Origin of the sequence: Pseudomonas sp. HMSC076A11 (genome assembly GCF_001810205.1) — a bacterium.
Taxonomy (GTDB): domain Bacteria; phylum Pseudomonadota; class Gammaproteobacteria; order Pseudomonadales; family Pseudomonadaceae; genus Pseudomonas; species Pseudomonas aeruginosa.
Genome location: NZ_KV800302.1, coordinates 1 through 25,715, shown reverse-complemented (window position 1 = coordinate 25,715; position 25,715 = coordinate 1). Strand labels below are relative to the sequence as shown.

The following is a 25,715-nucleotide window of genomic DNA, read 5'->3' as shown; positions in this document are numbered from 1 at the left end:
GGTCATCCGCTCGTGCATGCCGTGCACGGCCATTCTTACCTGCCTGACGTTTCAAGGATTCTCCATGGCGACCGCCAACCTCCGTCGGGGCTATGTCCTCGGCCTGACGGCTTATGTGATCTGGGGATTGTTCCCGCTCTACTTCAAACTGCTCGAACGCATTCCCGCGGTGGAAATCATCGTCCAGCGCGCGGTCTGGTCGGCCCTGTTCGGCGCCGTCCTGCTGCTGTTCTGGAAGCACCCGGGCTGGTGGCGCGAGCTGCGCCAGAATCCGCAGCGCTTCGTCGTGCTGGCCGCCAGCGGACTGCTGATCGCCAGCAACTGGATGACCTATGTCTGGGCGGTGAACAACGGCCACATGCTGGAAGCCAGCCTGGGCTACTACATCAATCCGCTGATCAACGTGATGCTCGGCATGTTGCTGCTCAAGGAACGCCTGCGTCCCCTGCAATGGCTGGCGGTGGCCCTGGCTTCGCTGGGCGTGGCGCAGCAGGTCTGGCAACTCGGCAGCCTGCCCTGGGTGTCGCTGGTGCTGGCCCTGACCTTCGGCTTCTACGGCCTGATCCGCAAAAAGGCGCCGGTCGCCGCGCTGCCCGGACTGGTGGTGGAAACCTGGCTGCTGCTGCCGCTGGCGCTGGTCTGGTTGCTGTTTTTCGCCGACGGGCCGACCAGCGAAACGGCTTTCTGGAGCACCCCGGAAGCCCTGTGGGTGGTCGCCGCGGGCCCGGTGACGCTGGTTCCGCTGGTCTGCTTCAACGCTGCGGCAAGGCACCTGCCCTACGCCACCCTGGGCTTCCTGCAATACCTGGCGCCGACGCTGGTCCTGCTACAGGCGATCCTGCTGTTCGGCGAGCATCTGGACTCCAGCCGCCTGACCGCCTTCGCTTTCATCTGGCTCGCCCTGGCCGTCTACAGCTTCGACGCCTGGCGCAGCCTGCGCCGCCTTCCCCAGCCGGGCTGACGTTATCCCCAGGCTTGCGGAACTCCGCAAGCCTGGCGAAAAAACACGCACTCCTTCCTATCCCCCGCCAATACTGACGCTCAGCGATCCACCCCAGGCTTTTCCACAGGTTCATGCACGTACTTTGTGCATAGACCTGCCTTCTCCTCCCCGCAGGCGCGTGGATAACTCGTCGGAAGAAGCCCTGCAAAGCGCCTGATCAGTCTTTGAGCACACCGCTGTATGCCAGTATTACCAAGGGTTACAACGATATACACAAGGCTTATCCACAAATCTGCCCAAGGCTTTTGTGAGCAACTGTGGATGAACCGGAAAGCCATCGATCAAAAAACGTACTGACACCTGGAGTACCGATGGATAAAGGCCTGCATGGATTCTTCCCCGGCTTACCCACAGACTGCTCCACGTTATTTGTGCACAGGGGCAACGATAGCGGCGAAGGTTAATCCACAAGCAAAAGCGCAAGAGAGGCTGCTCAGAAAACGATCAAACCCTTGTATTGCCCATGGATGAAGGCCTGCAAGGTTATCCACACAGAATACCCACAGGCTGGTCCACCTGGTTTGGGAATAACCGCAACGCAGCTGGTCAAAAAACGCGCTACGACCTCCAAGCCTAGCGGCGCCTGGGCTTCAGGGTTTCACCCAAGGCTTTTCCACAGGCCAGTCCCCGGCTTTCCTGAACAACTTCAGGACGCGTCCAGCACCAATTCCACCATCAGGTCGTCGGCCAGGTCTTCCAGTCGCTCGCGCAGGGTGTCCAGCGACAGGGTCAGCGGCACCGCCAGCAGCGCATCGGCATGGAACAGCGGTTCGCTGCTCATCGGCGCCGGGCGCACTTCGGTGGACAGGCTCTCCAGGTTCACCCCGTGCTCGGCCAGCAGCCGGGTGATGTCGCGCACGATACCGGGGCGGTCGTTGCCCACCAGGTCGAGGTGGATAGGCTTCCAGTTGCATACCGGCTCGATCCCGCTTTCCGCCAGGAGCACGCGGATACCGTGGCTGGACAGGCCCTGTAGCCCTTCCACCAGTTCGTCGTAGCCTTCCGCCGGCACGGCCACCCGCAGTATCCCGGCGAACTGCCCGGCCATCCGCGACATGCGGCTTTCCAGCCAGTTGCCGCCGTGGGAGGCGATGCATTGGGCGATGCGCTCGACCAGGCCGGGATGGTCGGTGGCGATCACGGTCAGGACCAGGTGATCCATGAGCTTGCCTCCTGCTGGGACGAATGGGAGTTCAGAGCTGCAGCCAGTAAGTGTAGAACTGTTCGTCACGGACATAGCCGAGGCGCTCGTAGAGCGACTGCCCGGCGTGGTTGGTCTTCGCCGTCTCCAGTTGCAGGCCGCAGGCGCCCATGCTTTCGGCGAAACCCCGGGCCTGGTTCATCAGGGCCTCGCCGACACCCCGGCGACGCGCCTCCGGGCGGACGTAGAGATCGCTGAGCAGCCACGAAGGTCGTAGCGCCAGGGAGGCGAACAGCGGATAGAGTTGGACGAAGCCCAGCGCCCGCGCCTCGGCATCCCTGGCCAGGAACAGGGTCGAATCGCCCTGGCGCAGGCGCTCGGCGAGGAATGCGCGAACCTGCTCTTCCGGCGCCGGCACTTCGTAGAAGTCGAGGTAGGCGGAAAACAGCGGAACCAGGTCGGCGAGATCGGCGAGGGATGCGGCATGGACGGGCATGGCGAGGCTCCTGGGGCGATTCCGGGAGTATAGGCAAGGCGCTCGCAGCGCAGTGAAACATCCTGCGACGCCGCGCCGCAGTTGGGCTCGCGATAAATCGTGTACTGTTTTTAGATTTATCTGGAACAAAGTACAGTTTTTTTGCGAACATTGAGCCTGGCCAACGTGACCGTGAAGCGTCATCCAGTCGTAACGCGACGCGTAACCACTGATTTTTCCCGCGGCATCATGTAGTATGCCGCGGCTCGGACTACAAGGCCGTGCGGCCCGGGTCCAGAGCTGGTCTAGAGCAGAGTGAGGCAAACAATGACTGAACGCGTTCAAGTCGGTGGCCTGCAGGTCGCCAAAGTCCTGTTCGACTTCGTGAACAACGAAGCCATCCCCGGAACCGGCGTCTCTGCCGACACGTTCTGGACCGGTGCGAAGGCCGTGATCAACGACCTGGCGCCGAAGAATAAAGCCCTGCTCGCCAAGCGCGACGAACTCCAGGCCAAGATCGACGGCTGGCACCAGGCTCGCGCCGGCCAGGCCCACGACGCAGTTGCCTACAAGGCCTTCCTCGAGGAAATCGGCTACCTGCTGCCCGAGGCGGAAGACTTCCAGGCCGGCACCCAGAACGTCGACGACGAGATCGCCCGCATGGCCGGCCCGCAGCTGGTGGTGCCGGTGATGAATGCGCGCTTCGCCCTCAACGCCTCCAACGCCCGCTGGGGCTCGCTGTACGACGCACTCTACGGCACCGACGTGATCAGCGAAGAAGGCGGCGCCGAGAAAGGCAAGGGCTACAACAAGGTTCGCGGCGACAAGGTCATCGCCTTCGCTCGCGCCTTCCTCGACGAGGCCGCGCCGCTGGAGTCCGGCTCCCATGTCGACGCCACTTCCTACAGCGTGAAGAACGGCGCGCTGGTCGTCGCGCTGAAGAACGGCAGCGAAACCGGCCTGAAGAATGCTGGCCAGTTCCTTGCCTTCCAGGGCGACGCCGCCAAGCCGCAAGCGGTACTGCTCAAGCACAACGGCCTGCACTTCGAAATCCAGATCGACCCGAGCAGCCCGGTCGGCCAGACCGATGCCGCAGGCGTGAAGGACGTGCTGATGGAAGCCGCCCTCACCACCATCATGGACTGCGAGGACTCGGTCGCCGCGGTCGACGCCGACGACAAGGTAGTGATCTACCGCAACTGGCTGGGCCTGATGAAAGGCGACCTGGCCGAGGAAGTCAGCAAGGGCGGCAGCACCTTCACCCGCACCATGAACCCGGACCGCGTCTACACCAGGGCCGACGGTTCCGAACTGACCCTGCACGGCCGCTCGCTGCTGTTCGTGCGCAACGTCGGCCACCTGATGACCAACGATGCGATCCTCGACAAGGACGGCAACGAAGTGCCGGAAGGCATCCAGGACGGTCTGTTCACCAGCCTGATCGCCATTCATGACCTGAACGGCAACACCAGCCGCAAGAACAGCCGCACCGGCAGCGTGTATATCGTCAAGCCGAAGATGCACGGTCCGGAAGAAGCCGCCTTCACCAACGAGCTGTTCGGCCGCGTCGAGGACGTCCTCGGCCTGCCGCGCAACACCCTGAAGGTCGGCATCATGGACGAGGAGCGCCGCACCACCGTGAACCTGAAGGCCTGCATCAAGGCGGCCAAGGATCGCGTGGTGTTCATCAACACCGGCTTCCTCGACCGCACCGGCGACGAGATCCACACCTCCATGGAAGCCGGCGCCGTGGTGCGCAAGGGCGCCATGAAGTCGGAGAAGTGGATCGGCGCCTACGAGAACAACAACGTCGACGTCGGCCTGGCCACCGGCCTGCAAGGCAAGGCGCAGATCGGCAAGGGCATGTGGGCCATGCCCGACCTGATGGCCGCCATGCTCGAGCAGAAGATCGGCCATCCGCTGGCCGGCGCCAACACCGCCTGGGTCCCGTCGCCGACCGCCGCGACCCTGCACGCCCTGCATTACCACAAGGTCGACGTGTTCGCCCGCCAGGCCGAGCTGGCCAAGCGCACCCCGGCCTCGGTGGACGACATCCTGACCATTCCGCTGGCGCCGAACACCAACTGGACCGCGGAAGAGATCAAGAACGAGGTGGACAACAACGCCCAGGGCATCCTCGGCTATGTCGTCCGCTGGATCGACCAGGGCGTCGGCTGCTCCAAGGTGCCGGACATCAACGACGTCGGTCTGATGGAAGACCGCGCCACCCTGCGCATCTCCAGCCAGCTGCTGGCCAACTGGCTGCGTCACGGCGTGATCAGCCAGGAGCAGGTGGTCGAGAGCCTCAAGCGCATGGCCGTGGTGGTCGACCGGCAGAACGCCAGCGACCCGTCCTACCGGCCGATGGCGCCGAACTTCGACGACAACGTCGCGTTCCAGGCCGCCCTGGAGCTGGTGGTGGAAGGCACCCGGCAGCCGAACGGCTATACCGAGCCGGTCCTGCATCGCCGCCGCCGCGAGTTCAAGGCGAAGAACGGGCTGTAGGCCGTTCGCCGCAGCGCAACGAAAAGCCGCCCCGAGGGGCGGCTTTTTCATTTCTTCGGGTAGCCATGCACACGCTCCCAACAGTCGTCGCGCAGCTCCTCGGCGTGGCTATGGATGCTGTCCCAACCGTTCTGCCGCAGCGCCTCCCGGGCCTCTCGACGTACCGCCTGCCATCCGGGGTGGGCATAGATGTCGAAGTCGAAGCAGCCCAGCGCTTCCTCGGGCAGCTCGTTGCACAGCGCCCAGACACGCCTCAAGGCATCGCGAAAACTCCCGGCCTGGTGACCCGGACAGCCTTCGAGCCACTCGTGCAGCGGCACGATCTTCTCCGACCAGGTAGAGCAGCCCGGGCAACTGCCGATGGTCTCTCTCTGCATGGCACCGTCAAGGGCCAGGAAATCGAGCGCCAGGAACGCCTCTGCGCTGAGCAGGACCCATCGATGCTCATCCTGCCCGTACCACGTCCAGATGAAACTGCCCGGCTCGTTCATGTCGGCTCCTGCGCCGAGGGAAAAGGCGCGACGATAGCGTAATCAGTCTGCGCCGAGAAAGCTCAGCACCGCGCCTTCGAACGCCTGCGGGAACTCGACGTTCGACAGATGCACCGCCGGCAGCGTAACCAGCCTGGCCCCGGCAATCGACGCGGCGATCAGCTCGCCGTGGCTGGCGGCGGTGACCGTGTCGTACGCCCCTGCGATCACCAGGGTCGGCCGCTCGATCCGCGCCAGTTGCGCGCGCAGGTCGGTATCGCGCACCGCCGCGAAGGAGCCGGCCAGGCCGTGCCGGTTGGTGGCCATGAGCATCGCCCGGAAGCGCTCGACGACGGGCTCGGCGCGCTCCAGCAGCGCCGGCGGAAACCAGTTGCCGAGGAAGCCCGCGGCGGTCTCGCTCATGTCCTCGGCCTGCAGCACCGCGGCGATGCGCTCGTCCCACTGCGCCGCCGGGCCGAGCCAGGCCGAGGTGTTGGCCAGCACCAGCCGCTCGATCCGCTGCGGCGCATGCAGCGCCAGCCACTGGCCGACGATCCCGCCCAGGGACAGGCCGAGGAAATGCGCGCGTCGTACCTCCAGCGCGTCGAGCAGCTCCAGTACGTCCTCGCCCAGCCGGGCCAAGGTGTAGGGCCCCGGCGGCACGCTGGAGGCGCCATGGCCACGGGCGTCGTAGCGCAGGACGCGGAAGTGCCGGGTCAGTGCCGGAAGTTGCGCATCCCACATGTGCAGGGTGGTACCGATGGAGTTGGAGAGCGCCAGCAGCGGTTTCTCCGCCGCACCGTCCAGGCGATAGGCGAGGCTGGCGCCGTCGCTGGTAGCGAGAAAAGACAGGTTGCCCATGGGAGCCTCCGGGGTCAGGGTGATTGCCATGCACGCCAGGCTAGTTGCGACGGCCCCTGGGAAAAACTACAAAGAATGGAACGACTCTGTCAGGGAAGCTGACATGCACGACTTCACCCTCCACGACCTCCAATGCTTCGACGCGGTGGTCGACGCCGGCGGCTTCCAGGCCGCCGCACAGCGCCTGCACCGCTCCCATCCGGCGGTGTTCGCCGCCGTTGCCCGGCTGGAGCGCCAGCTCGGCCTGGCGCTGCTGGAACGGGGCGGCTACCGGGTCGGCCTGACCGCCGCCGGTCGCTCCTTCCACCAGCGTGCCCAGGCCCTGCTCTACGAACTGGAAGGGCTGCGTGGCCACGCCGCGCACCTGGCCCAGGGCGAGGAAAGCGAGCTGCGCGTGGTACTGGGCGACCTCTGCCCGCCGCGCCCGGCCCTGGCGCTGCTCGCAGGGTTCTTCGGCAGCCAGCCGCAGACCCGCCTGCAATTGCTGTTCGAAACCGTCAGCGGCCCGCTGGAGCGCCTGCTGGACGGCGAGGCCGACCTGATCCTGCATCGCGTGGACAAGTCCGACCCACGCCTGGAATGGCTCGACCTGTGCAGGGTCGGGCTGGTCCCGGTCATCGCGCCGGGCCTGCTCGGCGATCCTCCGCCGCGACCGGTGCGCCCGGAACAACTGCGCCCCTTCGCCCAGTGCGTGATGCGCGACAGCGCCCGCCATTCTCCGCCGACGGACTATTTCATGCTCGCCGGCGCGCGACAGTGCAGCGTGCCGGACCAGCGAACGAAGAAAGAGGTGATCCTCCAGGGCCTCGGCTGGGGGCACCTGCCGGACTTCCTGGTCGACGAGGAATTGGCCGACGGCCGCCTGCTCGCTCTGGCCGGGCCGCATCTGCCAGGACGCAGCGAAGAGGTGGTGGCGGCGCGCCGGCGCGATCGCGCGCAGGGCCCGGTAGCGGAACGCCTGTGGGCGTTCCTGCGGGACAACGCTACAGCGCTACGGGAGAGCGGCATGGATACCGGTGGCGATGACTCGGCAGGCGCCAGGCGTCCTCGGTGAGAAACTGGCGGATATCGCCAGGCGCTATTCGCCCTACCCCCCCACACTCCCCCGGCATCAACGTCGGCTTGCCGCCAGCTATTCCGCCATCTTGCGCAACGCCTCGCCATCCAGGCGATAGCGCACCCACTCGTCCTGCGGCAGCGCGCCGATGGAGCGGTAGAAGTCGATGGCCGGCTGGTTCCAGTCCAGCACGCTCCACTCCAGGCGTCCGCAGTCGTTGGCCACGGCCTCGCGGGCCAACTCGCGGAGCAGCCGGCGACCGGCGCCGACGCCACGGTATTCCGGGGTGACGTAGAGGTCTTCGAGGTAGATGCCGTTGCGCCCCAGCCAGGTCGAGTAGCTGTAGAAATACACCGCATAGCCGATCGGCCGGCCCTCGCTCAGGCACATCAGCGCGCGGGTCGGCGAGCCTTCGGCGAACAGGCTGCGGCGGATGCCTTCGACATCGGTGACCACCTCGTGGCGGGCGCGCTCGTAGTCGGCCAGTTCGATGATGAAGGCAAGGATCTGTTCGGCGTCGGCCGGTACGGCGGGACGGATTTCGAGAGTCATGGGCAACCTTCCGGTGGGGGATCCGGCCATCCTAGTGCGACTGCTAAGATGCATGAAGTGCATTCTTCTCATCGGCAACTGAATAACATGCATCCCCTGCTGCGCCGCCTCGATCTCAACCTCCTGCTTGTCTTCGACGCCCTGTATCGCCACCGCAACGTCGGCACCGCAGCCAGCGAACTGGCGATCAGCGCCTCGGCCTTCAGCCATGCGCTGGGGCGCCTGCGCCAGGGGCTGGACGACGAGCTGTTCCTGCGCCAGGGCAACCGCATGCAGCCGACCCAGCGTGCCGAGCACCTGGCCGCTGCGGTGGCCGCCGCTCTGCGCGCCCTCGGCGAGGGGCTGGAAGAGTGGCGGCCGTTCGTACCGGGACAGAGCCAGCGCACCTTCGTCTTCGCCGCCACCGACTACACCGCTTTCGCCCTGCTTCCGCCGCTGATGAACCGCCTGCAGCACAGCGCGCCCGGAGTGCGCCTGCGCCTGGTCAATGCGGAACGCAAGCTGTCGGTGGAGGCCCTGGCCAGCGGGCGGATCGATTTCGCCCTCGGCTACGACGAGGAACACGAGCGCCTGCCCGAAGGCATCCAGGCCCATGACTGGTTCGCCGACCGCTACGTGGTGGTAGCGCGGCGCGACCACCCGCGCCTCGCCGGGGCACCGACGCTGGACGGCTACCTGGCCGAACGGCATGCGGTTGTGACGCCGTGGAACGAGGACAGCGGGGTGATCGACCGGCTGCTGGCCCGCTCCGGCCTGCGTCGCGAAGTGGCGGTGCAACTGCCGACGGTGCTGGCGGCGCTGTTCCTGGCAGGCTCCACCGATTTCCTGCTCACCGCTCCGCGACATGCCGCACAGGCCCTGGCGGAAGCCGCCGGCCTCGCCCTGTATCCCGCGCCGTTCGACATTCCGCCCTACGTGCTGCGGCTCTACAGCCACGCCCAGCATGTCGGGCGTGATGCCCATGCGTGGATGATCGGGCAGTTGAAGGGCCTGGATATTTCCCGGACGGGCTGAGCTTCGCGCCGCGCACCGTCGACGGGCGCGGCGGTAACACTGGGCACAATTATTGTGCACAATTTTCCCAATACGCTCTCCTGGCGCCACGCTTTTTTCCCCTCTCCCTCGTCCGTCCGCATAAGCCCATGAATCGGTTCGAAATTCTTACCTGATCGAGGCGACAGCTTTTTCCCAAGCGGTTTCAGGGGCTTGCCGGTGAAAGGCCGGTTTCCGCAGAACACGGAAAAGTCGGTCGAGGATCGGTTGGCACATAACTGGCTTAAATCTTCGAAATTCTTGTATACAAAAACAATAGACGAACCCGACCTCGCGCCGAGTTCTTCCGACTGCCGGAGGAGACCGCCATGTCCAGCACCCCGAAGCCGCCCGCCTCGCCCCGCGAGTTTTCTCCCTCGCTGCTCGACCTCGGCACCCTGGAAAGCCTCGACAGCCTGCCGCGCGCCGGTCAGCGGAGCGCGGAGTTCTCCGCCTCGCTGCTCGACCTGGGCACTCCGGCCAGTCTCGACTGCCTGCCACGCGCCGGGCTGCGCGCAGCGGAGTTCTCGGCGGCGCGCCTGGACCTGGGCACTCCCGCCAGTCTCGATTGCCTGCCCCGCGCCAGCCATCACGCCGGCCCCGAACTGCCGCCGCTGAGCCCGCGCCTGTACAGCGCCGATCTCGCCCCGACCAAGGCCGAAGGGCGCCGCTGGGGACGCTACAGCCTGTTCGCGCTGTGGACCAACGATGTGCACAACATCGCCAACTACTCCTTCGCCATCGGCCTCTTCGCCCTCGGCATGAGCGGTGCGCAGATCCTCGCCGCGCTGGCCCTGGGCGCGCTGATGGTCTACGGGCTGATGAACCTGTCCGGCTACATGGGCCAGAAGACCGGGCTGCCCTACCCGGTGATGTGCCGCATCGCCTTCGGCATCCACGGCGCGCAACTCCCCGCGCTGATCCGCGCGGCGATCGCCATCGCCTGGTTCGGCATCCAGACCTATCTCGCCTCCATCGTCCTGCGCGTGCTGCTGACGGCGATCTGGCCGGGGCTCGCAGCCTACGACCAGGACGCCATCCTCGGCCTGTCGAGCCTGGGCTGGGCGACCTTCGTCGCCATCTGGTGCGTGCAACTGCTGATCTTCGCCTACGGCATGGAGATGGTGCGTCGCTACGAATCCTTCGCCGGACCGGTGATCCTGCTCACCGTCGCCGCCCTCGCCGCCTGGATGTACCTGCGCGCCGGCGCCTCCATCGCCTGGTCAAGCGGCGAACCCATGAGCGGTTCGCAGATGTGGTTGAAGATCTTCGGCGGCGCGGCGTTCTGGGTGACCCTGTACGGCACCATGATCCTGAACTTCTGCGACTTCGCCCGCGGCTGCCCGGATCGGCGCACCATCAGCGTCGGCAACTTCTGGGGGCTGCCGGTGAACATCCTGCTGTTCGGCCTGTTCGCGGTGGTCCTCGCCGGCGCCCAGTTCAGGATCGACGGCCAGCTGATCCAGAGCCCCACCGACATCGTCGCCGCGATCCCCGACCCCCTCTTCCTGGTGCTGGCCAGCCTGGCGCTGCTGATCGTCACCGTGGCGGTGAACATTATGGCCAACTTCGTCGCCCCGGCCTACGTACTCACCAACCTGGCGCCGAACCTGCTGAACTTCCGCCGCGCCGGGCTGATCAGCGCGACCATCGCAGTGCTGATCCTGCCCTGGCACCTGTACAACAGCCCCGGGGTGATCCTCTACTTCCTCGGCGGCCTCGGCGCGCTGCTCGGCCCGCTGTACGGGATCATCATGGTCGACTACTACCTGGTGCGGAAAGGCCGGGTGAACCTGCCGGAGCTGTACACCGAAAGCCGCGCCGGCGCCTATCACTACGCGCGAGGGGTGAACCCGCGGGCCATCGCCGCGTTCGTCCCGGCGGCGATCATCTCCCCCCTGCTGGCATTGTTGCCGGCATTCGCCGAGCTATCGCCGTTCTCCTGGTTCTTCGGCGCCGGCCTGGCCGGACTGATCCACTACGCCCTGGCCAAGCGCCGCACGGCCTACCGCGAAGTTTCCGGCGAAGCGATCGCGGTGGACAGCGTGCAGCACTGACGGATACCTGGCCGGCCTGGGCGCGACACCCGCCTAGGCCGGCAGTAGCGCCTGCAATTCTTCCTCGATCGCATCCAGCGCCTGGAACGACCGCTCGACGCGGGCCACCGCGACCGCCCCCTCCAGCGCCGCGAGGATCAGCCAGGCGCGCGAGGCGGCGAGCTTTTCCGCCAGTCCGTCGGCGCGCAACGCACGCTCGATGCTGGCGTGCCAGGCGCGGAGCGCCCGGCGGCATTCAGCGTGCACCGGGGCCAGCTCGGCGTCGATGCTCAGGCTGGTGGAAAGCACCGGACAGGCCTCTTCGAAACGCGAATGCTCCAGCCAGCCACGCAGGGTCGCGGTGAACTGGCGGAGGACGTTGCGCGCATGGGGGGCCTGGGTCCCGGCGCGGTCGAGGAAGGACGCCACCTCGTCGGCGACGAAGCCGATCGCGGCGCTGGCGATCTGCGGCTTGCCCTCGGGGAAATAGTGATAGAGCGAGCCTTTCGGCGCCTCGGCGCGAGCGATGATGTCGCTCAGCCCGGTGCCGAAATACCCGCGGCTGGCCAGCAGCGAGGCGGTGGCATGGACGATCCGTTCGGCGGCATTGGACTTCTTCGGCAAACCTGACTCCCCAACTCACGGCAGACGACCGGGCAAGCATGCCCGAGCCTCAGGGCAGATGAAACACGCCGCTGGCGCTGGCCACCAGGCGCTCGCCGCTGTGCAGCCGGGCCGAGGCGAAGGCCATGCGCTGGCCGAGCTTGTCGACCCGGGTATGCACCTCCAGCCAGTCGCCGACCCGCGCGACCCCGCAGAAGTCCAGGCGCAGGCCGACGGTGACCATCGGCTGCGGCGGTTCGCGGGAGAACGCCATGGCGTAGCCGAGGCCAACGTCGGCCAGGGTCGAGAGCAGGCCGCCGTGGGCGGTGCCACCGTGGTTGCAGTGCTTTTCGTCGATGCGCAGCGCCACCACCAACTGGCGCTGGGCGTCGTGCCGGCAGAAGAAAGGACCGAGCAGGTCGAGCAACGGACTGCTGCGGAACAGCGGCTGGAACCCTTCGGGGACGTTCATCACGGTGCGGCCTCCGTTTTATATAGACTGGTCTATATAAAATATGCCCGGACGCTGGATCCACCAGCGCCGCGAAGGTCTTATCGAGGCGCTGAATGGCGCTTCATCAGGACGGCGCCCTGGGCGCCGCCCGCACTCCCTCTCAGCGGCTCATCGGACCGCGCACCGGCCGCTCGCGGGCGTGGCTGGTCGCGCTGAGCGGCGCGCCGGCCTCGCGCAGCGCCTGGCGCTGTTCGGCGACCGGGGTCTGCGCGGTGGCCTTCTCGAAACGCGCCAGATGCTGGAAGGCCGGCAGGGCGAAAGCGTCAGCCAACAGGCGCGCCAGGCGCGGCCAGCGCTCGCCGTCGACCTGGTAGCGCGCCAACTGGGCATTGCGGAACAGGCAGGCGACGGCGACATCGGCGATGGACAGCTCGCCGCACAGCCAGCCGCTCGGCGGGACCCGCCCTTCCAGGTAGTTGCAGATCGATGGCAGGTCTTCGTCGTAGGTGCGTTGCAGGATCGCCTGGTCGGGTTCGCGCTGCCAGATGCCGCGGTTGATCACCAACTGGTGGAACAACTGCCAGATGATCACCTGGCCCAGCCGCGAATCGGCGTACTCCTCCAGCCAGCGGGCCTGGGCGCGCTGGCCGATGTCGGCGGGATACAGGCTCGGCTGCGGGTAGCGCTCCTCCAGGTACTGGCAGATCACGCTGGAATCGTTGAGGACGAAGTCACCGTCCACCAGCACCGGAATCTGGCGCAACGGACTGAGGCGCTCGAAGGCCTCGTCGCCGAAGAACGGCACGATGGGGTCGATGCGGTAGGCGATGCCTTTCAGTTCCAGCAGCACCAGCACCTTGCGCACATAGGGGGACAGATAGGAACCGATGATCAGCAAAGGTTCGGCCACGGCGAGACTCCTGTTCTTGTTATGGGAACGCCGATCCTCCGGCAAACCGGTGGGACGACTCAAGTGGCTTCCCGACGGACGCCAATTGCAGGGATAGTCGCACTTTGCGATCATTTGCGAATAATTCTCGTTTTTCCATTCAATCCCGTTTCGGGATGGGGAGCGGCCGTGTCGGCGGGTGACGTCAGCAACAGCGAATTCGTGGGTAGCCTGTACCGGGACCACCGCGGCTGGCTGCTTGCCTGGCTGAACCGCAACCTCGGCTGCCGCCAGCGCGCCGAAGACCTCAGCCAGGACACCTTCGTTCGCCTCCTCGGCCGCCCGGAGCTGCCCGGCCTGCGCGAACCGCGCGCGTTCCTGGCGAAGGTGGCGCGCGGCCTGATGATCGACCACTTCCGCCGCGCCGCCCTTGAGCAGGCCTATCTCGCCGAACTGGCGCTGGTTCCGGAAGCGGAGCAGCCTTCGGCCGAAGAGCAGTACCTGATTCTCGAGGACCTCCGCGAGATCGATCGCCTGCTTGGCACGCTGTCGCTGAAGGCGCGCAGCGCGTTTCTCTATAGCCGCCTGGACGGCATGCCCCACGCGGAGATCGCCGAGCGTCTCGGAGTCTCGGTGCCGCGCGTGCGCCAATACCTGGCCCAGGGTCTGCGCCAGTGCTACATCGCCCTCTACGGAGAGCCCCGGTGAGCGCCGACGATCGTCATTCGCCGGTACGCGCGCGGGTGCTCGACGAAGCCATCGCCTGGCAATTGCTGCTCGACTCCGGCGAAGCCCATCCCGACGATCACCGCGCCTTCCACCGCTGGTACGCGGCGCATCCCGAACACGAACGCGCCTGGGAACAGCTCGGCGGCCTCGACCGGCACCTGGCGAGAGCCGCCAACGGGCCGGCACGCAACGCCCTGCTGTCCGGCAACGCACGCTTCAAGCGCCGCCTGCGCCGGCTCGGCAGCAGCGCCCTGGGGCTAGTGCTGGCGCTGGGCGTCGGGCTCGGCGTGGCCAACCGCTACGTCCCGGTCCGCTACCTGCTGGCCGACGCCTACAGCGCTACCGGCGAGCAGCGCGAGCTGACCCTCCCGGATGCCACCCATGTGCGCCTGAACAGCCGCAGCGCCATCGACGTCCGCTTCGACGGCGAACGCCGCCAGGTCGTGCTACTGGCCGGCGAGATCCTGGTGGAAACCGCCCATGGCGACCCGCGCCCCTTCGTGGTCAGCAGCGCCGATGGCGACATGCGCGCCCTCGGCACGCGCTTCCTGGTGCGCCGCGAGGAACCCGGCACGCGCCTCACCGTGTTGCAGTCGGCGGTGGCCGCGCGCGCGGAAACGCTCAGCGAAGAGCGTGTAATCAAGGAAGGCCAGCAGGTGCTGATCCTGCCGCAAGGCCTGCAGGCCAGCGAAGCGGCCCCGGCCCTGGCCGGCGCCTGGGCACAAGGCATGCTGGTGGTGGAGAACGCCCGGCTGGCCGACCTGGTGGCGGAACTGGGGCGCTATTCGCCGGCGCTGCTGCGGGTCGACCCGAGCATCGCCGACCTGCGCGTCACCGGCAGTTTCCCGCTGAAGGACACCCGCCTCGCCCTTCAGGCTTTGCAGCCGAGCCTGCCGGTGCGCAGCGTGAGGCACAACGCCTGGTGGTTCGAAGTGGTGCCACGCTGAACCGAACGGGCCGGCGAAAAATTTTTCCCGCCGGCCCTATCACTTTTTCCGACTCGTCCGGCAAGGAGGCATTGAGACTCGTTTCCATCCAGGAGCCCCGCACATGCCCCGCCCGACGTTCCGTCCCGGCCTGCTCGCCCTAGCCATCGCCCTCGCCGTTCCCGCACCGTTCCTCCACGCCGCCCCGGCCGAACAGGCCAGCGTGCGCGACTACCGCATCGCCGCCGGGCCGCTGGCAGGCACCCTGAACCGCATCGCGGCCCAGGCCGGCCTGGTCCTCACCCTGGACCCGGCGCTCGCCGAAGGACGCAGCGCCCACGCCGTACAAGGTCGCTTCGACGCGCCCGGCGCATTGCGCGAAGCGCTCAAGGGCAGCGGCCTGGAGCTGGTGGAAAATGCCGGCGGCACCTACAGCCTGCGCAAGGTGCCGGAAGACACCCTGTCGTTGCAGGCGATGACGGTCAGCGGCGCCGAGGAAGACCCACTGGGGCCGACCAGCGGCTACGTGGCCAAGCGCAGCATGACCGGGACCAAGACCGATACGCCGATCCTCGAGACCCCGCGCTCGATCTCGGTGGCGACCCGCCAGCAGATGACCGACCGCGCCGTGCACAACCTCGACGACGCGGTGCGCTACATGCCCGGCGTCGTCGCCAGCAGCTTCGGCAGCGACACCCGCTCCGACTGGTTGAAGGTGCGCGGCTTCAAGCCGACCCAGTTCCTCGACGGCCTGCCGATGGCGGTCGGCGTCTACAACAACCCGAAGCTGGAAACCTGGAACCTGGAGCGTGTCGCCCTGTTGCGCGGCCCGGCCTCCTCGGTCTACGGCCAGACCCCGCCCGGCGGCATGCTCGACATGGTCAGCCTGCGTCCGCAGAACGTCGCCAGTCACGAGGTGAAGGCCGAGGTCGGCAACTACAACCACAAGCAGGTCAGCTTCGACAGCACCGGCCCGCTCGACGACGAGGGACGCTTTCTCTATCGCGTCTCCGGCGTGGTGCGCGACAGCAACACCCAGGTCGACCATATCGACGACAAGCGCTACAACATCGCCCCGAGCCTGACCTGGAACATCGACGACGACACCAGGCTGACCTTCCTCGGCCAGTTCAACCGCGACGATACCGGCATCACCAGCCAGTTCCTGCCGCTGCGCGGAACCAAGTACGACGCGCCGTTCGGCAAGGTTTCCCACCACAAGAACCTCGGCGATCCGGACTGGGAATACTACGACCGCACCTACTACTGGCTGGGCTACGCCTTCGAGCGGCGGATCAACGATGTCTGGCAGTTCCGCCAGAACCTGCGCTACCTGCGCAACGACCTGTCGTTCCAGGGGATTACAGCGGGCACAGCTCATGCCGACGGCACACTGGAACGCAGCACCACCTCGGTGGATGAAGACGTCAGTCAGTTCGTAGTAGATAACAACTTCCAGGCCGACTTCGAAACAGGCGCCCTGCGCCACACCCTGCTGCTAGGCCTGGATCACAACCGCACCGACAACCAATACACATCGATCTTTGGCAGCGCGCCGCCGAGCAACGTCAACAACCCGATCTACGGCCAGCCGATTCCCAAGCCGCCGCGTTCCGACGCGTACTACGACTACAAGCAGCAGACCTACCAGACCGGCCTCTACGTCCAGGACCAGATCGCCCTCGACAACTGGCGCCTGACCCTCGGCGGTCGCGAGGACTGGGTGCACACAGGCGCCACCTTCTACAACAAGGGCGACGCCACCAATACCAGCCGCGACAAGAAGTTCAGCGGCAACGCGGCGCTCAGCTACATCTTCGACAATGGCGTGGCGCCCTATATCTCCTATGCGGAGTCGTTCCAGCCCACCACTGGCGCCGATATGAACAGCACCAGTTCGCTGAAGCCGACCGAAGGCAAGCAATGGGAAATCGGCGTGAAGTACCAGCCGGTAGGCTCCGACTCGCTGTTCACCGCCGCGGTCTATGACCTGCGCCAGGAGAACGTCAGCGTGTCGCAGAACATAGGCGGCACGCCGGTCACTTCGCAGACGGGCGAAGTGAAGGTCTCCGGGATAGAACTGGAAGCCACCAGCAACGTCACCGACAACCTGAAGATGATCGGCGCCTATAGCTACGCCGACACCGAAGTGAAAAAAGGCCAGTACGCAGGCAACCGCCTGCAACAGGCGCCGCGCAACCAGGCCTCGCTATGGGCCGACTACACCTGGCACGAGGGTACGCTGAACGGTTTCAGCGTGGGTGCCGGCGCCCGCTACGTAGGCTCGACCTACGGCGACCAGGCCAACACCTACGACGGCTACGCCGGCTCGTACACCCTGTACGACGCCGCCGTGCGCTACGACCTGGGCCAATTGAACGGCAGCCTGAAAGGCGTCAGCGTGGCGGTCAATGCCAACAATCTGTTCAACAAGGACTACCTGGCGTCCTGCGACGGCTACTACTGCTACTACGGCGACCAGCGCAGCGTGGTGGGCAGCGTCAGCTACAAGTGGTGAGCGACGCGTCACAGGTGCGTAACGGCGGATAACCGCTTCGCGGTTATTCGCCCTACCGCAGAACGTACCTTCCGGGCACCGGATGCCCTCCTCCCGCCTGAGGGAGAGGGCCGGGATATCGGCAGCCGGCGCAATGGGGAGGACCTGCATTCCGGGCGCCGGAGATCATCGTTCACCCCGCGATCCGACCCCACAGCGCGCTGGCGTCGTCGTGGATCTTGAAACGCGGGAAAGCCAGGGCCTGGTCGTCGCCCTGTTCGATCTCGCGCAACTCGTCGAGCATGGCGCTCACTCCGACGTCCTCGAGGCGCCGCAGCAACTGTTCGTCGGTATAGCGGCGGAAAGGCTCGACCAGCCGGTCGAAGCCGTCGGTCATCAGCACGAAGGAACGCAACGCGGCGAGCGGCAAGGTCTCGCGCTGCACCTGGCCGAGCCAGCGGTCGCTGATGTCCAGCGCCCAGTAGCCCTCGGGCTTGTTCATCAGCAGGCGGTTCTGCCGCACGCGCGGGCGGCTGGCCTTGAACAGTTCGGCGTGATCCCACTGCGGATGTTCCTCGCGCATCCGGCAGAAATGCGCCAGGGATTGCCGATCCAGTTCGTGTAGGGCCGAATCGCCGAAGCTGCGTACCTGGCCGTCGGCGCCTTCGACGAGAATCCGGCTGTCGCCGATGTTGAGCAGTTCGATTTCTCCGCCGCGAATCCGCAGCAGGCTCAGGCAGGCCGCCGGCATGTCTTCGAGGTCGTGCCAGTCGCGGCCGCTCTGGGCGCGGAAGTCGCCCTGGATATCGTTGAGCAGGCGCCGCAGCAGGGTCTCGCTGGATTGCTCGGGCTCGACTTCCAGCAGCAACCGCAGGTGCCGGTCCACCGCCTGGGCCAGCCAGCGCGCGTCGCTTTCCACGCCCAGCACGCTGCGACCGATGCTGGTGGCACCGTCGATCACCCAGGCGGCCTGCGCCGTGCAGCCCAGCGCATCGTCGTTCACCGCGCCCCCCGCGCGGCATTCCGCCCCGAGTATTTCCACTGTGGCCATTCGCAGTTCCTCCTATGCTCAATGCGCTGCCAGAATAGCAAGACAGAGCCTTTCCACGTTCCGCTCGTCGTTCCGGGAGAACCGTATGCGTCACCTGCCCTACCCGCTGCTGGGCCTGTTCCTGGCCCTGTCGTCGACCGGCGCCGCCCTGGCCGGCGAACAGTACTACCCGCTGGACAAGGGCTCCGCGCCCTACGCGGTCGCGCCCAGTGCACAGGGTGCGGTCTGGTACGGCGCGGACGGCGGGCATTCGCTGGGGCGCCTCGACCCGACCAGTGGCGAGAGCGTGCAGGTGCCGCTCGGCGAAGGCGCGCGGCCGCGAGCCATCGTCAGCGACGAGAGCGGCAACGCCTGGGTGCTCGACAGCGGCCTCAACGCCATCCTTCGCATCGGCGGCGAGCGCCTGGGCAGCGAACGTTTCCCGCTACCGGCCAAGGCCGCGCCGGCCGGGCTCGAGTCCGCGGTATTCGACGACGACGGGCGCCTCTGGTTCACCGGCAGCCGCGGCTTCCACGGTCGCCTCGACCCAGCCAGGCGCCTGGTGGAGGTCTGGCCCTCGCCCCAGGGCAAGGCGGCGAACGGCATCTGCGTCACCCCGGACGGCGAGGTCTGGTACGCGCAGGACGACGCGCTGGTGCATGTCGATCCGCTCGACGGCAGCGCCGAGCAGTTGCCCGCGCCTGAAGGCACGAAGGCCTTGCGCGGGATCGGCGCCGACTCCATCGGCAGGCTCTGGGCCAGCGACAGCGGTGGCGCCCGGCTGTACCGCTACGATCCCAGCGATGCCTCGTGGCAGAGCTGGCCGCTGCCGGACAGCCAGGCCCGCCCGGACAGCCTGCGGGTCGACGCCATGGACCGTGTCTGGCTGCACGACGCCGCCAGCGGGGCGCTCTTGCGTTTCGACAGTGAGCAGGCGACATTCCGCGTCCTGCCCAGCGACCGGCCGGCGCCCGGCAACGCCCTGCTCGGCGGTCGCCCCGGAGAAACCTGGAGCGCCGAGCCTGCCGCCGATCGTCTGCGCGTCGTCCGCGACTGATCCTTCCAAGGAGCCCGCATGAGCGCTACCCATACGCTGTTCTACGCCGCCGCCTCGCCCTTCGTGCGCAAGGTCCTGGTCCTGCTCCACGAAACCGGCCAACGCGAGCGCGTGGCGCTCGAGGAAGTCACGCCGACGCCGGTCGCGCCCATCCGGCAGCTCAACGCCAGCAACCCGGCCGGCAAGATTCCCGCCCTGCGCCTGCCGGACGGCCAGGTGCTGCACGACAGCCGGGTGATCTGCGACTACTTCGACCAGCAGCACGTCGGCGAACCGCTGATCCCCCGCGAAGGCAGCGCCCGCTGGCGACGCCTGACCATCGCCTCGCTGGCGGACGCCGTCCTCGACGCCGCGGTGCTGTCCCGCTACGAAACCTTCGTCCGCCCCGAGGAGAAGCGCTGGGACACCTGGCTCGAAGCACAGCGGGAAAAGATCGGGCGGTCCCTGGCGTGGCTGGAGGGCGACTGCATCGCCGAACTGCAGGCGCGCTTCGACATCGCCGCCATCGGCGTCGCCTGCGCCCTGGGCTATCTCGACCTGCGCCAGCCGGAGTGGGACTGGCGCGGCCGCTACCCGCGACTCGCCGCCTGGTTCGCCGAAGTCAGCCAGCGCCCGTCGATGCAGGCCACCCGCGCCTGACCCCGAGGCCCGCCGACGCCTGCTGCCGCCGCAGGCGCTCGGCGCGTTGCAGCCAGGCCGCCGAGGGGCCGGGGAACAGCAGGCCGATCCGCGCCGCCAGGCGCTCGCCGTCGCGACGGTCGTCGCGCAGGCCGACATAGCCATTCATTTCCAGCACACCAGGCGGAACAGCAGCAGGCCCAGCAACAGCGCGCTCTGTCCGAGCCCCATGCAAAGCTCCAGGAAGGAGCGCACGTGCGGATTGCCGGCGGCGCCCTCGATGCCGCTGAGGCCTTCCCAGAATCCGTCCGGCATCAGCACCAGCATGGCGTGGGCCAGGGGCTTGCCGCTGGCGATCCAGTACTCGATCAGGCCGAACTTGCCGAAGAACAGCAGAAAGATCAGGATCACGCCGCTGACCAGCAGGCCGAGGGCGGCACAAAGGGTGAACTCGAAGAATAGGCGCATGCTTTTCCTCCTTGGAAATCGGCGGCGGCCGGCGCCGCCGCCTTCGTCGTCAGGCCCTGGCGGGTACCGCCGGGAAGTCCTTGCGGCCGACCCCGTACCAGTCCAGGCGGCGGGTCAGCACCATCACCGCGGCAAGCACCGCGAACAGCAGCAGCGAGCCCATCAGCAAGGCGTAGTCCTCCGCGCTCAGCAAGCCGTAGAGCAGGCCGTACAGCCCTGCCAGGCCGACGCTGAAGCCCAGCCCTCGGGCCACGCTGCGCAGGACGAAGCACAGGTAGAAGCCGATCAGGCCGACGCAGGCTCCGGCGGAGACCAGGTAGGCCAGCTCGAAGCCGACGTGCTCGGCCAGCGACAGCAGCAGCAGGTAGAAGAACGCCAGCGCCAGGCCGACCAGCGCGTACTGGACCGGGTGTACCGCCAGGCGCTTGAGCACCTCGAAGAGGAAGAAGCCGGCGAAGGTCAGGGTGATGAACAGCAGCGCGTACTTGATCGCGCGGTCGGCCTTCAGGTACTGGTCCACCGGATCGACCAGGCCGACGCCGAAGGCGCGCGCCTGGAAGCCGTCGCAACGCTGCTCCTCCACGCAACTGCGCAGCGCCTCTTCCATGTTGGTGGCGAAGAAGCTGGTCTGCCAGCGCGCGGTGAAGCCCTGGGCGGTGATCTCCCGCTCGCTGGGCAGGAACTCGCCGCCGAAGCTCGGGTGCGGCCAGTCGGCCTTCAGGATGACCTGGCTGTCGCGGCCCACCGGCACGATGTCCAGCCGCTCGCTGCCGAGCAACGACAGGTCGAAGGCGTACTCCAGGCGCTGCGCCTGGCGCCCGTCGACGCCTTGCAGCGGTGCGTGCACACCGCTGCCGAGCAGGCCGACCCGGCTACCCGGCTCGAAGTCGACGCTGGCACCGTTGAGGGACAGGCGCAGGGCATTCTCGATGCCGCGGATGTCGCTGATGCCCATCGCCAGGAACGGCGTTTCGAACTGGTAGTCCTCCAGGTCTTCTTCGATGCCATAGTGCGCAGGCACCTGGAAGTAGCCGGCAACCTTGTTGTCGACGTGGTACAGGCGCGCCTGGTAGATGCCGCGGTAGCGCAGCTCGGTGCGCATCTGCCCGTCGAGGGCGAAGCGGTCGGGCAGGAAGTACAGCTCGCCGCGCTGCTCTCGCTCCTGCAACACGCGCTTCTCGGTCTTCTCCTCGGTGACCCACTCGCGCACCGTCCTGCGGTACGGCACCACCAGCAGCGGGCCGGTGAGGCGCTGGCTGTAGCTGGAGCTGCGGGCGATATCCTGCAGCACGCCGTCACGAACCTCCTGGCGATCGCGGATCAGGCCGTCGATCATCAACAGGGGAATCAGCAATAGCAGGATGAGTAGGGCGATGGCGCCGAGCTTGTAGGCCAGCGTGCGGTTCATGGGGGGACTCTCCGTCGGGGTGATGGCGGAAAGTCTGCGGCGCCGCGATGGCGGGCTTCGGGTCGCCGTGTGGAGAGTCGATGGAGTTTCCGTGGAGGCGCCTCAGCCGCGCGGCAGCCAGAGCAGCGCCTCGACGCCGTCGTCGCGGTTGCCGACCTGCAACCGGCCGCCATGCAGTTGCGCCACCTCGGCGACGAAGTTCAGTCCCAGCCCGGTGCTCTTGCGCCCGCTGGCCGGGCGCGGCAGCGAGTAGAAGCGTTCGGTGAGGCGCGCCAGGGCGTAGTCGGGAATCGCCGGCCCCTGGTTGAACAGGCGCAAGGCGATACCCTCGCCGTCGACCTCGGCGAGCAGGCGAAGGATGCCGCCGGGCGGGGTGAAGTCGAGGGCGTTGTCGAGCAGGTTGGCCAGCGCCTGGCGCAGCAGGAACTGCTCGCCGCGAACCTCGCAGGGACCTTCCAGGCGGTTCTCCACCCGCAATCGCTGGCGCTGGATACGCGCCGCCTGGCCTTCCAGCAGGGACGCGGCGATCTCCCGCAGGTCGACCTTGCCGACCTCCTCCAGGCCTTGCCGTTGCTCCACCTGGGCCAGGCTCAGCAGGCGCTCGATCAGTTGTTGCAGGCGCTCGCTCTCGCCGGCGATGTTGCCGACGAAGCGCGCCCGCTGCTCGGCCGGCATCTCGCCGTCGAGCAACTCGGCGGCGCCACGGATCGCCGCCAATGGGCTCTTCAGTTCGTGGGTCAGGGTATGCACGTAGCGCTCGACGTAGTCCTTGCCTTCCAGTTGCGTGCGCATGCGTTCCACCGCGTCGGCCAGTTGCGCCATCTCGCCGCCGCGATAGCGCGGCAGCTCGGCGCGGCGCCCCTCGCTGACCGCCTGGGCGTACTGGGTGAGGCGCCGCAGCGCGCCGCTGAGCCACCAGGAGAGCAGGCCGCCGACCAGCAGCCCGAGGGCGATCAGCCCGGCACCGAGCCAGGCCAGGCGCCGCTGCGAGCGGTCGATGTAGGGTTGCAGGCTGCTGTTCGGCTTGGCCACCGAAACCACCCCGATGATCTTCCCACCATCCTTGATCGGCGCCGCCACGTACATCACCGAGGAATCCGGGTCGTCCGGGTCTTCGCGGCTGGAGCGCGCGCCGTACTGGCCCCGGAGAGTCAGGTAGACGTCGTTCCAGCGCGAATAGTCCTGGCCGACAGCCACCCCGGCGGAGTCCAGCAGCACCTTGCCGCTGGCGTCGGTGACGTAGATGCGGTGGTTCACAGCCTCCTTGCGCAAGCCCCAGATATCCGCCTGCGGCACGCGCTTGCCGTAGTCCTCGAGCATCTCCGGCAGGTCGCTCTGTGCCAGGGTGCCGTTCTTCACGTCCTGGCGGAGGATCTCGGCGAGCAGGTTGGCGGTGTCCACCAGGGTTTCCTCGGTGGACTGGCGCACGCCGGGCCGCACTTCGTCCATCACCGTGCTCAGCACGAAGTAGCCGGTGAGACCGACGAACAGGAAGTAGACCAGGAAGATCCGAACGCCGAGCGGCATCAGGCGTGGTCCGGGCTGTAGCTGTAGCCCAGGCCGCGATGGGTCTGGATCGCTTCGCCGCGTTCGTTCACCTGGCGCAGCTTGGCGCGCAGGCTCTTGATGTGGCTGTCGATGTTGCGCTCGTAGCCGGCCTCGCTGGCGACGCCGAGGGCGTCGAGCAACTGCTCGCGGCTGAATACCCGCTCGGGCTGCCCGAGCAGCGTCTGCAGCAGGCGGAACTCGTGGCGGGTGAGGTTGAGCGGGGTGTCGCGGTAGTGGATCCGCACGCGCTCCTCGTCGACCTGGAACGGCCCGCTCGGCGCGGCCCCTTCCAGCGCCGCCGGGCGCGGCGCCATGCGCTTGAGGATGGCCTTGACCCGAGCCGCCACCTCGCGCGGGCTGAACGGCTTGACCACGTAGTCGTCGGCGCCGATCTCCAGGCCGACCACACGGTCGATCTCGGCATCGCGCGCGGTGAGGAAGATCACCGGCACCTCGGAGAACCGCCGCAGGCGCTTGCAGGCCTCGAAACCGCTGATGTCCGGCAGACCGACGTCGAGGATCAGCAGATCCGCCGGCTGGCGCTCCTGTAACGCCAGCGCCTCGCCGGCGAGGGTCACCCAGGTGGTGGCGAAGCCTTCGGCCTGCAGGGCGTAGAGCAGGGTGTCGGCAATCGCGGCTTCATCTTCGACGATCAGGATATGCGGCATGGCGTGACGGCGGCTGACGGGAATGCCGGAACGGTGCCGCAAGCCGGCGCGCGCGTCAATCGCGCCGCCGGTGGCGTAGGACGCTTACTTGCAGGTGGGCTTGTCGGCGACGAAGCGCTCGGAGGGATCGACCGCGACGTGGAATTTGCGCAAGCCCTTGGTGCCCATCAGGAACGGATAGTTGAAGGCGCTGCGGTCGGTGAGGTTGACCTCGATGGTCTTCATCGCTCCGCCCAGGCAGACCTGCAGGTCGATCACCGGGCGTTCGCTCAGGCGGTCCTCATCCTCGTCCTCGCCGCTGCGGTTGTCGGCGCGGTTCTTGATCTTGCCGATGCGCGCCAGCTTGTGCTCGAACACCGAGCCGTCGGCCTCCTTGGTGGCCAGCCGGAAGCGCACCCACTCCTCGCCGTCGCGCTGGAACAACTCGATGTCCTTGGCCGACAGCGAGGAGGTGTAGGCGCCGGTGTCCATCTTCGCCTGCAGGGTGCGGTCCAGCTCCGGCAGGGAGACCCATTCGTAGCGGCCGTAGAGGTTGGGTTCGGCGGCGAGGACCGGCAGGGCGAACAGCGAGAGCAAGGCAAGGGCACGCTTCACGCGGGCATCTCCTGAAGTGATACGAGGTCCACATAGGACTAGCACGGCGCGGTTTCGTTCGCCACGCCGGCGGCTTGGGCGGCGCGGCGCGGATGCGTATGATGGGCCGCGTCGACCCACACCCAGGACAGGGAAACCAACCATGCGGGAACTGTTGACCGGCCTGACCAGCAGCCTTCTGCTGCTTCTCAACACGCTGATCCTGATCGGCCCGATGATGCTGATCGCACTGCTCAAGCTGGTGCTCCCCGGCCAGCGCCTGAAGGACCTCTGCTCCAGGGGCGTGATGTGGATCGCCGAGACCTGGGCGGAGATCGACAAGTGGATCTTCGCCACCTGCACGCCGACGGTCTGGGACGTGCGCGGCGCCGGCGACCTGCGCCAGGACACCTCGTACCTGGTGGTGAGCAACCACCAGTCCTGGGTCGACATCCCCGCGTTGATCCAGGTGTTCAACCGGCGCACCCCGTACTTCAAGTTCTTCCTCAAGAAGGAGCTGATCTGGGTGCCCTTCCTCGGCCTGGCCTGGTGGGCGCTGGAGTATCCGTTCATGAAGCGCTATTCCAAGGCCTTCCTGGAGAAGCACCCGGAACTCAAGGGCAAGGACCTGGAGATCACCAAGGCCGCCTGCGAGAAGTTCAAGCGCATCCCGGTGACCGTGGTGAACTACCTGGAAGGCACGCGTTTCAGCGAGCAGAAGAAGGCCCGGCAACAGTCGCCCTATCGCCACCTGCTCAAGCCCAAGGCCGGCGGGGTGGCCTTCGTCCTCGCCGCGCTGGGCGAGCAACTGGACGCCCTGCTCGACGTCACCGTGGTCTACCCGAGCGACAAGGTGCCGGGATTCTGGGACCTGCTCTGCGGACGGGTGCCGAAGGTGATCGTCGACATCCAGACCCGGCCGATCGATCCCGCCCTGTGGCAGGGCGACTACGAGAACGACCCGGTGTTCCGCCAGTACGTGCAGGAATGGGTCTCGCGCATGTGGGAAGAAAAGGACGAACGCATCGCCCGCTTGCGGCAACTGCGCTGAAGTACCGGCCGAAGCACACCCATCTCGTAGGGCGGATAACGCCGGGGGCGTTATTCGCCCTACC

26 protein-coding genes are annotated in these 25,715 nt (G+C 67.1%); 11 read left to right on the top strand and 15 right to left on the bottom strand.

Annotated features, from left to right (window positions below; genetic code table 11):
- Positions 1 to 64: 64 nt before the first annotated feature.
- Positions 65 to 961, top strand: a complete 897-nt coding sequence (rarD, locus tag HMPREF2716_RS13605; protein ID WP_003103301.1) for an EamA family transporter RarD — start codon at positions 65 to 67, stop codon at positions 959 to 961.
- A 688-nt stretch (positions 962 to 1,649) separates the two neighbouring features.
- On the opposite strand, the gene HMPREF2716_RS13600 is transcribed toward rarD, so the two are convergent.
- Both HMPREF2716_RS13600 and HMPREF2716_RS13595 read right to left on the bottom strand, forming a co-directional pair.
- Positions 1,650 to 2,165 (bottom strand): glycine cleavage system transcriptional repressor, encoded by a 516-nt coding sequence (locus tag HMPREF2716_RS13600; protein ID WP_003084789.1) that lies wholly within the window; start codon positions 2,163 to 2,165, stop codon positions 1,650 to 1,652.
- Positions 2,166 to 2,196: 31 nt separating this feature from the next.
- Positions 2,197 to 2,640, bottom strand: a complete 444-nt coding sequence (locus HMPREF2716_RS13595; protein WP_003105215.1) for a GNAT family N-acetyltransferase — start codon at positions 2,638 to 2,640, stop codon at positions 2,197 to 2,199.
- A gap of 306 nt (positions 2,641 to 2,946) precedes the next feature.
- Here HMPREF2716_RS13595 and HMPREF2716_RS13590 point away from each other — a divergent pair, with 306 nt between their 5' ends.
- Positions 2,947 to 5,124, top strand: a complete 2,178-nt coding sequence (locus HMPREF2716_RS13590; RefSeq protein WP_070621916.1) for a malate synthase G — start codon at positions 2,947 to 2,949, stop codon at positions 5,122 to 5,124.
- Positions 5,125 to 5,171: 47 nt separating this feature from the next.
- Here HMPREF2716_RS13590 and HMPREF2716_RS13585 read toward each other — a convergent pair whose 3' ends face one another.
- Both HMPREF2716_RS13585 and pcaD read right to left on the bottom strand, forming a co-directional pair.
- Positions 5,172 to 5,615 carry a hypothetical protein gene (locus HMPREF2716_RS13585; RefSeq protein ID WP_070621915.1) on the bottom strand — a complete coding sequence of 148 codons (444 nt, stop codon included), beginning with the start codon at positions 5,613 to 5,615 and terminating at the stop codon, positions 5,172 to 5,174.
- A gap of 42 nt (positions 5,616 to 5,657) precedes the next feature.
- Entirely contained in the window at positions 5,658 to 6,455 is a 798-nt protein-coding gene (pcaD, locus tag HMPREF2716_RS13580) for a 3-oxoadipate enol-lactonase (RefSeq protein ID WP_003105224.1), read from the bottom strand.
- A 103-nt stretch (positions 6,456 to 6,558) separates the two neighbouring features.
- Here pcaD and HMPREF2716_RS13575 point away from each other — a divergent pair, with 103 nt between their 5' ends.
- Positions 6,559 to 7,509 (top strand): LysR family transcriptional regulator, encoded by a 951-nt coding sequence (locus tag HMPREF2716_RS13575; protein ID WP_003105225.1) that lies wholly within the window; start codon positions 6,559 to 6,561, stop codon positions 7,507 to 7,509.
- 78 nt (positions 7,510 to 7,587) lie between these two features.
- On the opposite strand, the gene HMPREF2716_RS13570 is transcribed toward HMPREF2716_RS13575, so the two are convergent.
- Positions 7,588 to 8,064, bottom strand: coding sequence for a GNAT family N-acetyltransferase (locus HMPREF2716_RS13570; RefSeq protein WP_003084777.1), 477 nt, complete (start codon positions 8,062 to 8,064; stop codon positions 7,588 to 7,590).
- 87 nt (positions 8,065 to 8,151) lie between these two features.
- Here HMPREF2716_RS13570 and HMPREF2716_RS13565 point away from each other — a divergent pair, with 87 nt between their 5' ends.
- Complete coding sequence (locus HMPREF2716_RS13565; RefSeq protein ID WP_009315083.1) at positions 8,152 to 9,078, top strand: LysR substrate-binding domain-containing protein; 927 nt, start codon at positions 8,152 to 8,154, stop codon at positions 9,076 to 9,078.
- 347 nt (positions 9,079 to 9,425) lie between these two features.
- Positions 9,426 to 11,153, top strand: coding sequence for an NCS1 family nucleobase:cation symporter-1 (locus tag HMPREF2716_RS13560; protein WP_083318190.1), 1,728 nt, complete (start codon positions 9,426 to 9,428; stop codon positions 11,151 to 11,153).
- Between the two features lie 33 nt (positions 11,154 to 11,186).
- On the opposite strand, the gene HMPREF2716_RS13555 is transcribed toward HMPREF2716_RS13560, so the two are convergent.
- The 3 genes from HMPREF2716_RS13555 to HMPREF2716_RS13545 form a co-directional block, all read right to left on the bottom strand.
- Entirely contained in the window at positions 11,187 to 11,756 is a 570-nt protein-coding gene (locus HMPREF2716_RS13555) for a TetR/AcrR family transcriptional regulator (protein ID WP_003084771.1), read from the bottom strand.
- 49 nt (positions 11,757 to 11,805) lie between these two features.
- Positions 11,806 to 12,210, bottom strand: coding sequence for a PaaI family thioesterase (locus HMPREF2716_RS13550; RefSeq protein WP_003084769.1), 405 nt, complete (start codon positions 12,208 to 12,210; stop codon positions 11,806 to 11,808).
- A gap of 139 nt (positions 12,211 to 12,349) precedes the next feature.
- Complete coding sequence (locus HMPREF2716_RS13545) at positions 12,350 to 13,099, bottom strand: glutathione S-transferase family protein (RefSeq protein ID WP_003084765.1); 750 nt, start codon at positions 13,097 to 13,099, stop codon at positions 12,350 to 12,352.
- Between the two features lie 168 nt (positions 13,100 to 13,267).
- Between HMPREF2716_RS13545 and HMPREF2716_RS13540 the strand changes: the two genes are divergently transcribed.
- From HMPREF2716_RS13540 to fiuA, 3 genes are all read left to right on the top strand, one after another.
- Positions 13,268 to 13,786 carry an RNA polymerase sigma factor gene (locus HMPREF2716_RS13540; protein WP_003084762.1) on the top strand — a complete coding sequence of 173 codons (519 nt, stop codon included), beginning with the start codon at positions 13,268 to 13,270 and terminating at the stop codon, positions 13,784 to 13,786.
- Positions 13,783 to 14,754, top strand: a complete 972-nt coding sequence (locus tag HMPREF2716_RS13535; protein ID WP_021204849.1) for a FecR domain-containing protein — start codon at positions 13,783 to 13,785, stop codon at positions 14,752 to 14,754. Before HMPREF2716_RS13540 ends, HMPREF2716_RS13535 begins: the two co-directional genes overlap by 4 nt.
- A 103-nt stretch (positions 14,755 to 14,857) precedes the next feature.
- Positions 14,858 to 17,251 (top strand): TonB-dependent ferrichrome receptor FiuA, encoded by a 2,394-nt coding sequence (gene fiuA / locus HMPREF2716_RS13530; protein WP_021204850.1) that lies wholly within the window; start codon positions 14,858 to 14,860, stop codon positions 17,249 to 17,251.
- Between the two features lie 172 nt (positions 17,252 to 17,423).
- On the opposite strand, the gene HMPREF2716_RS13525 is transcribed toward fiuA, so the two are convergent.
- Positions 17,424 to 18,281: a PP2C family serine/threonine-protein phosphatase gene (locus HMPREF2716_RS13525; protein WP_003099950.1), complete on the bottom strand. Its 858-nt coding sequence runs from the start codon at positions 18,279 to 18,281 to the stop codon at positions 17,424 to 17,426.
- Between the two features lie 85 nt (positions 18,282 to 18,366).
- On the opposite strand from HMPREF2716_RS13525, the gene HMPREF2716_RS13520 reads away from it, so the two are divergent.
- Both HMPREF2716_RS13520 and HMPREF2716_RS13515 read left to right on the top strand, forming a co-directional pair.
- Positions 18,367 to 19,317, top strand: coding sequence for a Vgb family protein (locus tag HMPREF2716_RS13520; protein WP_003117919.1), 951 nt, complete (start codon positions 18,367 to 18,369; stop codon positions 19,315 to 19,317).
- A gap of 18 nt (positions 19,318 to 19,335) precedes the next feature.
- A complete protein-coding gene (locus HMPREF2716_RS13515) occupies positions 19,336 to 19,956 on the top strand; it encodes a glutathione S-transferase (protein ID WP_003113265.1) in 621 nt (206 codons plus the stop codon).
- On the opposite strand, the gene HMPREF2716_RS13510 is transcribed toward HMPREF2716_RS13515, so the two are convergent.
- The 6 genes from HMPREF2716_RS13510 to HMPREF2716_RS13485 form a co-directional block, all read right to left on the bottom strand.
- Positions 19,919 to 20,104, bottom strand: a complete 186-nt coding sequence (locus tag HMPREF2716_RS13510) for a hypothetical protein (protein ID WP_003084739.1) — start codon at positions 20,102 to 20,104, stop codon at positions 19,919 to 19,921. The genes HMPREF2716_RS13515 and HMPREF2716_RS13510 overlap by 38 nt on opposite strands.
- Entirely contained in the window at positions 20,101 to 20,403 is a 303-nt protein-coding gene (locus tag HMPREF2716_RS13505) for a hypothetical protein (RefSeq protein WP_003084737.1), read from the bottom strand. The genes HMPREF2716_RS13510 and HMPREF2716_RS13505 overlap by 4 nt, the downstream gene beginning before the upstream one ends.
- A gap of 49 nt (positions 20,404 to 20,452) precedes the next feature.
- Positions 20,453 to 21,811: a cell envelope integrity protein CreD gene (creD, locus tag HMPREF2716_RS13500; protein ID WP_003113266.1), complete on the bottom strand. Its 1,359-nt coding sequence runs from the start codon at positions 21,809 to 21,811 to the stop codon at positions 20,453 to 20,455.
- A 102-nt stretch (positions 21,812 to 21,913) separates the two neighbouring features.
- On the bottom strand, positions 21,914 to 23,338 hold the full coding sequence (creC, locus tag HMPREF2716_RS13495; protein WP_003123892.1) for a two-component system sensor histidine kinase CreC: 1,425 nt from the start codon (positions 23,336 to 23,338) through the stop codon (positions 21,914 to 21,916).
- The gene (gene creB / locus HMPREF2716_RS13490; protein WP_003084734.1) at positions 23,338 to 24,027 is read right to left on the bottom strand and encodes a two-component system response regulator CreB; all 690 of its coding nucleotides are present in this window, start codon (positions 24,025 to 24,027) and stop codon (positions 23,338 to 23,340) included. Before creB ends, creC begins: the two co-directional genes overlap by 1 nt.
- 84 nt (positions 24,028 to 24,111) lie before the next feature.
- Complete coding sequence (locus tag HMPREF2716_RS13485; protein WP_003113269.1) at positions 24,112 to 24,621, bottom strand: retropepsin-like aspartic peptidase RloA2; 510 nt, start codon at positions 24,619 to 24,621, stop codon at positions 24,112 to 24,114.
- Positions 24,622 to 24,763: 142 nt separating this feature from the next.
- Between HMPREF2716_RS13485 and HMPREF2716_RS13480 the strand changes: the two genes are divergently transcribed.
- Positions 24,764 to 25,651, top strand: coding sequence for an acyltransferase (locus tag HMPREF2716_RS13480; RefSeq protein WP_003099939.1), 888 nt, complete (start codon positions 24,764 to 24,766; stop codon positions 25,649 to 25,651).
- The last annotated feature ends 64 nt before the right edge of the window (positions 25,652 to 25,715 follow it).

Excerpts from the sequence above, each read along its gene's own strand:
- creC (WP_003123892.1), bottom strand. The coding sequence starts at position 23,338 with ATGCCGCTCGGCGTTCGGATCTTCCTGGTCTACTTCCTGTTCGTCGGT.
- HMPREF2716_RS13515 (WP_003113265.1), top strand. The coding sequence starts at position 19,336 with ATGAGCGCTACCCATACGCTGTTCTACGCCGCCGCCTCGCCCTTCGTG.
- HMPREF2716_RS13480 (WP_003099939.1), top strand. The coding sequence starts at position 24,764 with ATGCGGGAACTGTTGACCGGCCTGACCAGCAGCCTTCTGCTGCTTCTC.
- HMPREF2716_RS13600 (WP_003084789.1), bottom strand. The coding sequence starts at position 2,165 with ATGGATCACCTGGTCCTGACCGTGATCGCCACCGACCATCCCGGCCTG.
- HMPREF2716_RS13525 (WP_003099950.1), bottom strand. The coding sequence starts at position 18,281 with ATGGCCACAGTGGAAATACTCGGGGCGGAATGCCGCGCGGGGGGCGCG.
- fiuA (WP_021204850.1), top strand. The coding sequence starts at position 14,858 with ATGCCCCGCCCGACGTTCCGTCCCGGCCTGCTCGCCCTAGCCATCGCC.
- rarD (WP_003103301.1), top strand. The coding sequence starts at position 65 with ATGGCGACCGCCAACCTCCGTCGGGGCTATGTCCTCGGCCTGACGGCT.
- HMPREF2716_RS13505 (WP_003084737.1), bottom strand. The coding sequence starts at position 20,403 with ATGCGCCTATTCTTCGAGTTCACCCTTTGTGCCGCCCTCGGCCTGCTG.
- creD (WP_003113266.1), bottom strand. The coding sequence starts at position 21,811 with ATGAACCGCACGCTGGCCTACAAGCTCGGCGCCATCGCCCTACTCATC.
- HMPREF2716_RS13570 (WP_003084777.1), bottom strand. The coding sequence starts at position 8,064 with ATGACTCTCGAAATCCGTCCCGCCGTACCGGCCGACGCCGAACAGATC.
- HMPREF2716_RS13585 (WP_070621915.1), bottom strand. The coding sequence starts at position 5,615 with ATGAACGAGCCGGGCAGTTTCATCTGGACGTGGTACGGGCAGGATGAG.
- HMPREF2716_RS13560 (WP_083318190.1), top strand. The coding sequence starts at position 9,426 with ATGTCCAGCACCCCGAAGCCGCCCGCCTCGCCCCGCGAGTTTTCTCCC.
- HMPREF2716_RS13510 (WP_003084739.1), bottom strand. The coding sequence starts at position 20,104 with ATGAATGGCTATGTCGGCCTGCGCGACGACCGTCGCGACGGCGAGCGC.
- HMPREF2716_RS13520 (WP_003117919.1), top strand. The coding sequence starts at position 18,367 with ATGCGTCACCTGCCCTACCCGCTGCTGGGCCTGTTCCTGGCCCTGTCG.
- HMPREF2716_RS13575 (WP_003105225.1), top strand. The coding sequence starts at position 6,559 with ATGCACGACTTCACCCTCCACGACCTCCAATGCTTCGACGCGGTGGTC.
- HMPREF2716_RS13590 (WP_070621916.1), top strand. The coding sequence starts at position 2,947 with ATGACTGAACGCGTTCAAGTCGGTGGCCTGCAGGTCGCCAAAGTCCTG.
- HMPREF2716_RS13595 (WP_003105215.1), bottom strand. The coding sequence starts at position 2,640 with ATGCCCGTCCATGCCGCATCCCTCGCCGATCTCGCCGACCTGGTTCCG.
- creB (WP_003084734.1), bottom strand. The coding sequence starts at position 24,027 with ATGCCGCATATCCTGATCGTCGAAGATGAAGCCGCGATTGCCGACACC.
- pcaD (WP_003105224.1), bottom strand. The coding sequence starts at position 6,455 with ATGGGCAACCTGTCTTTTCTCGCTACCAGCGACGGCGCCAGCCTCGCC.
- HMPREF2716_RS13565 (WP_009315083.1), top strand. The coding sequence starts at position 8,152 with ATGCATCCCCTGCTGCGCCGCCTCGATCTCAACCTCCTGCTTGTCTTC.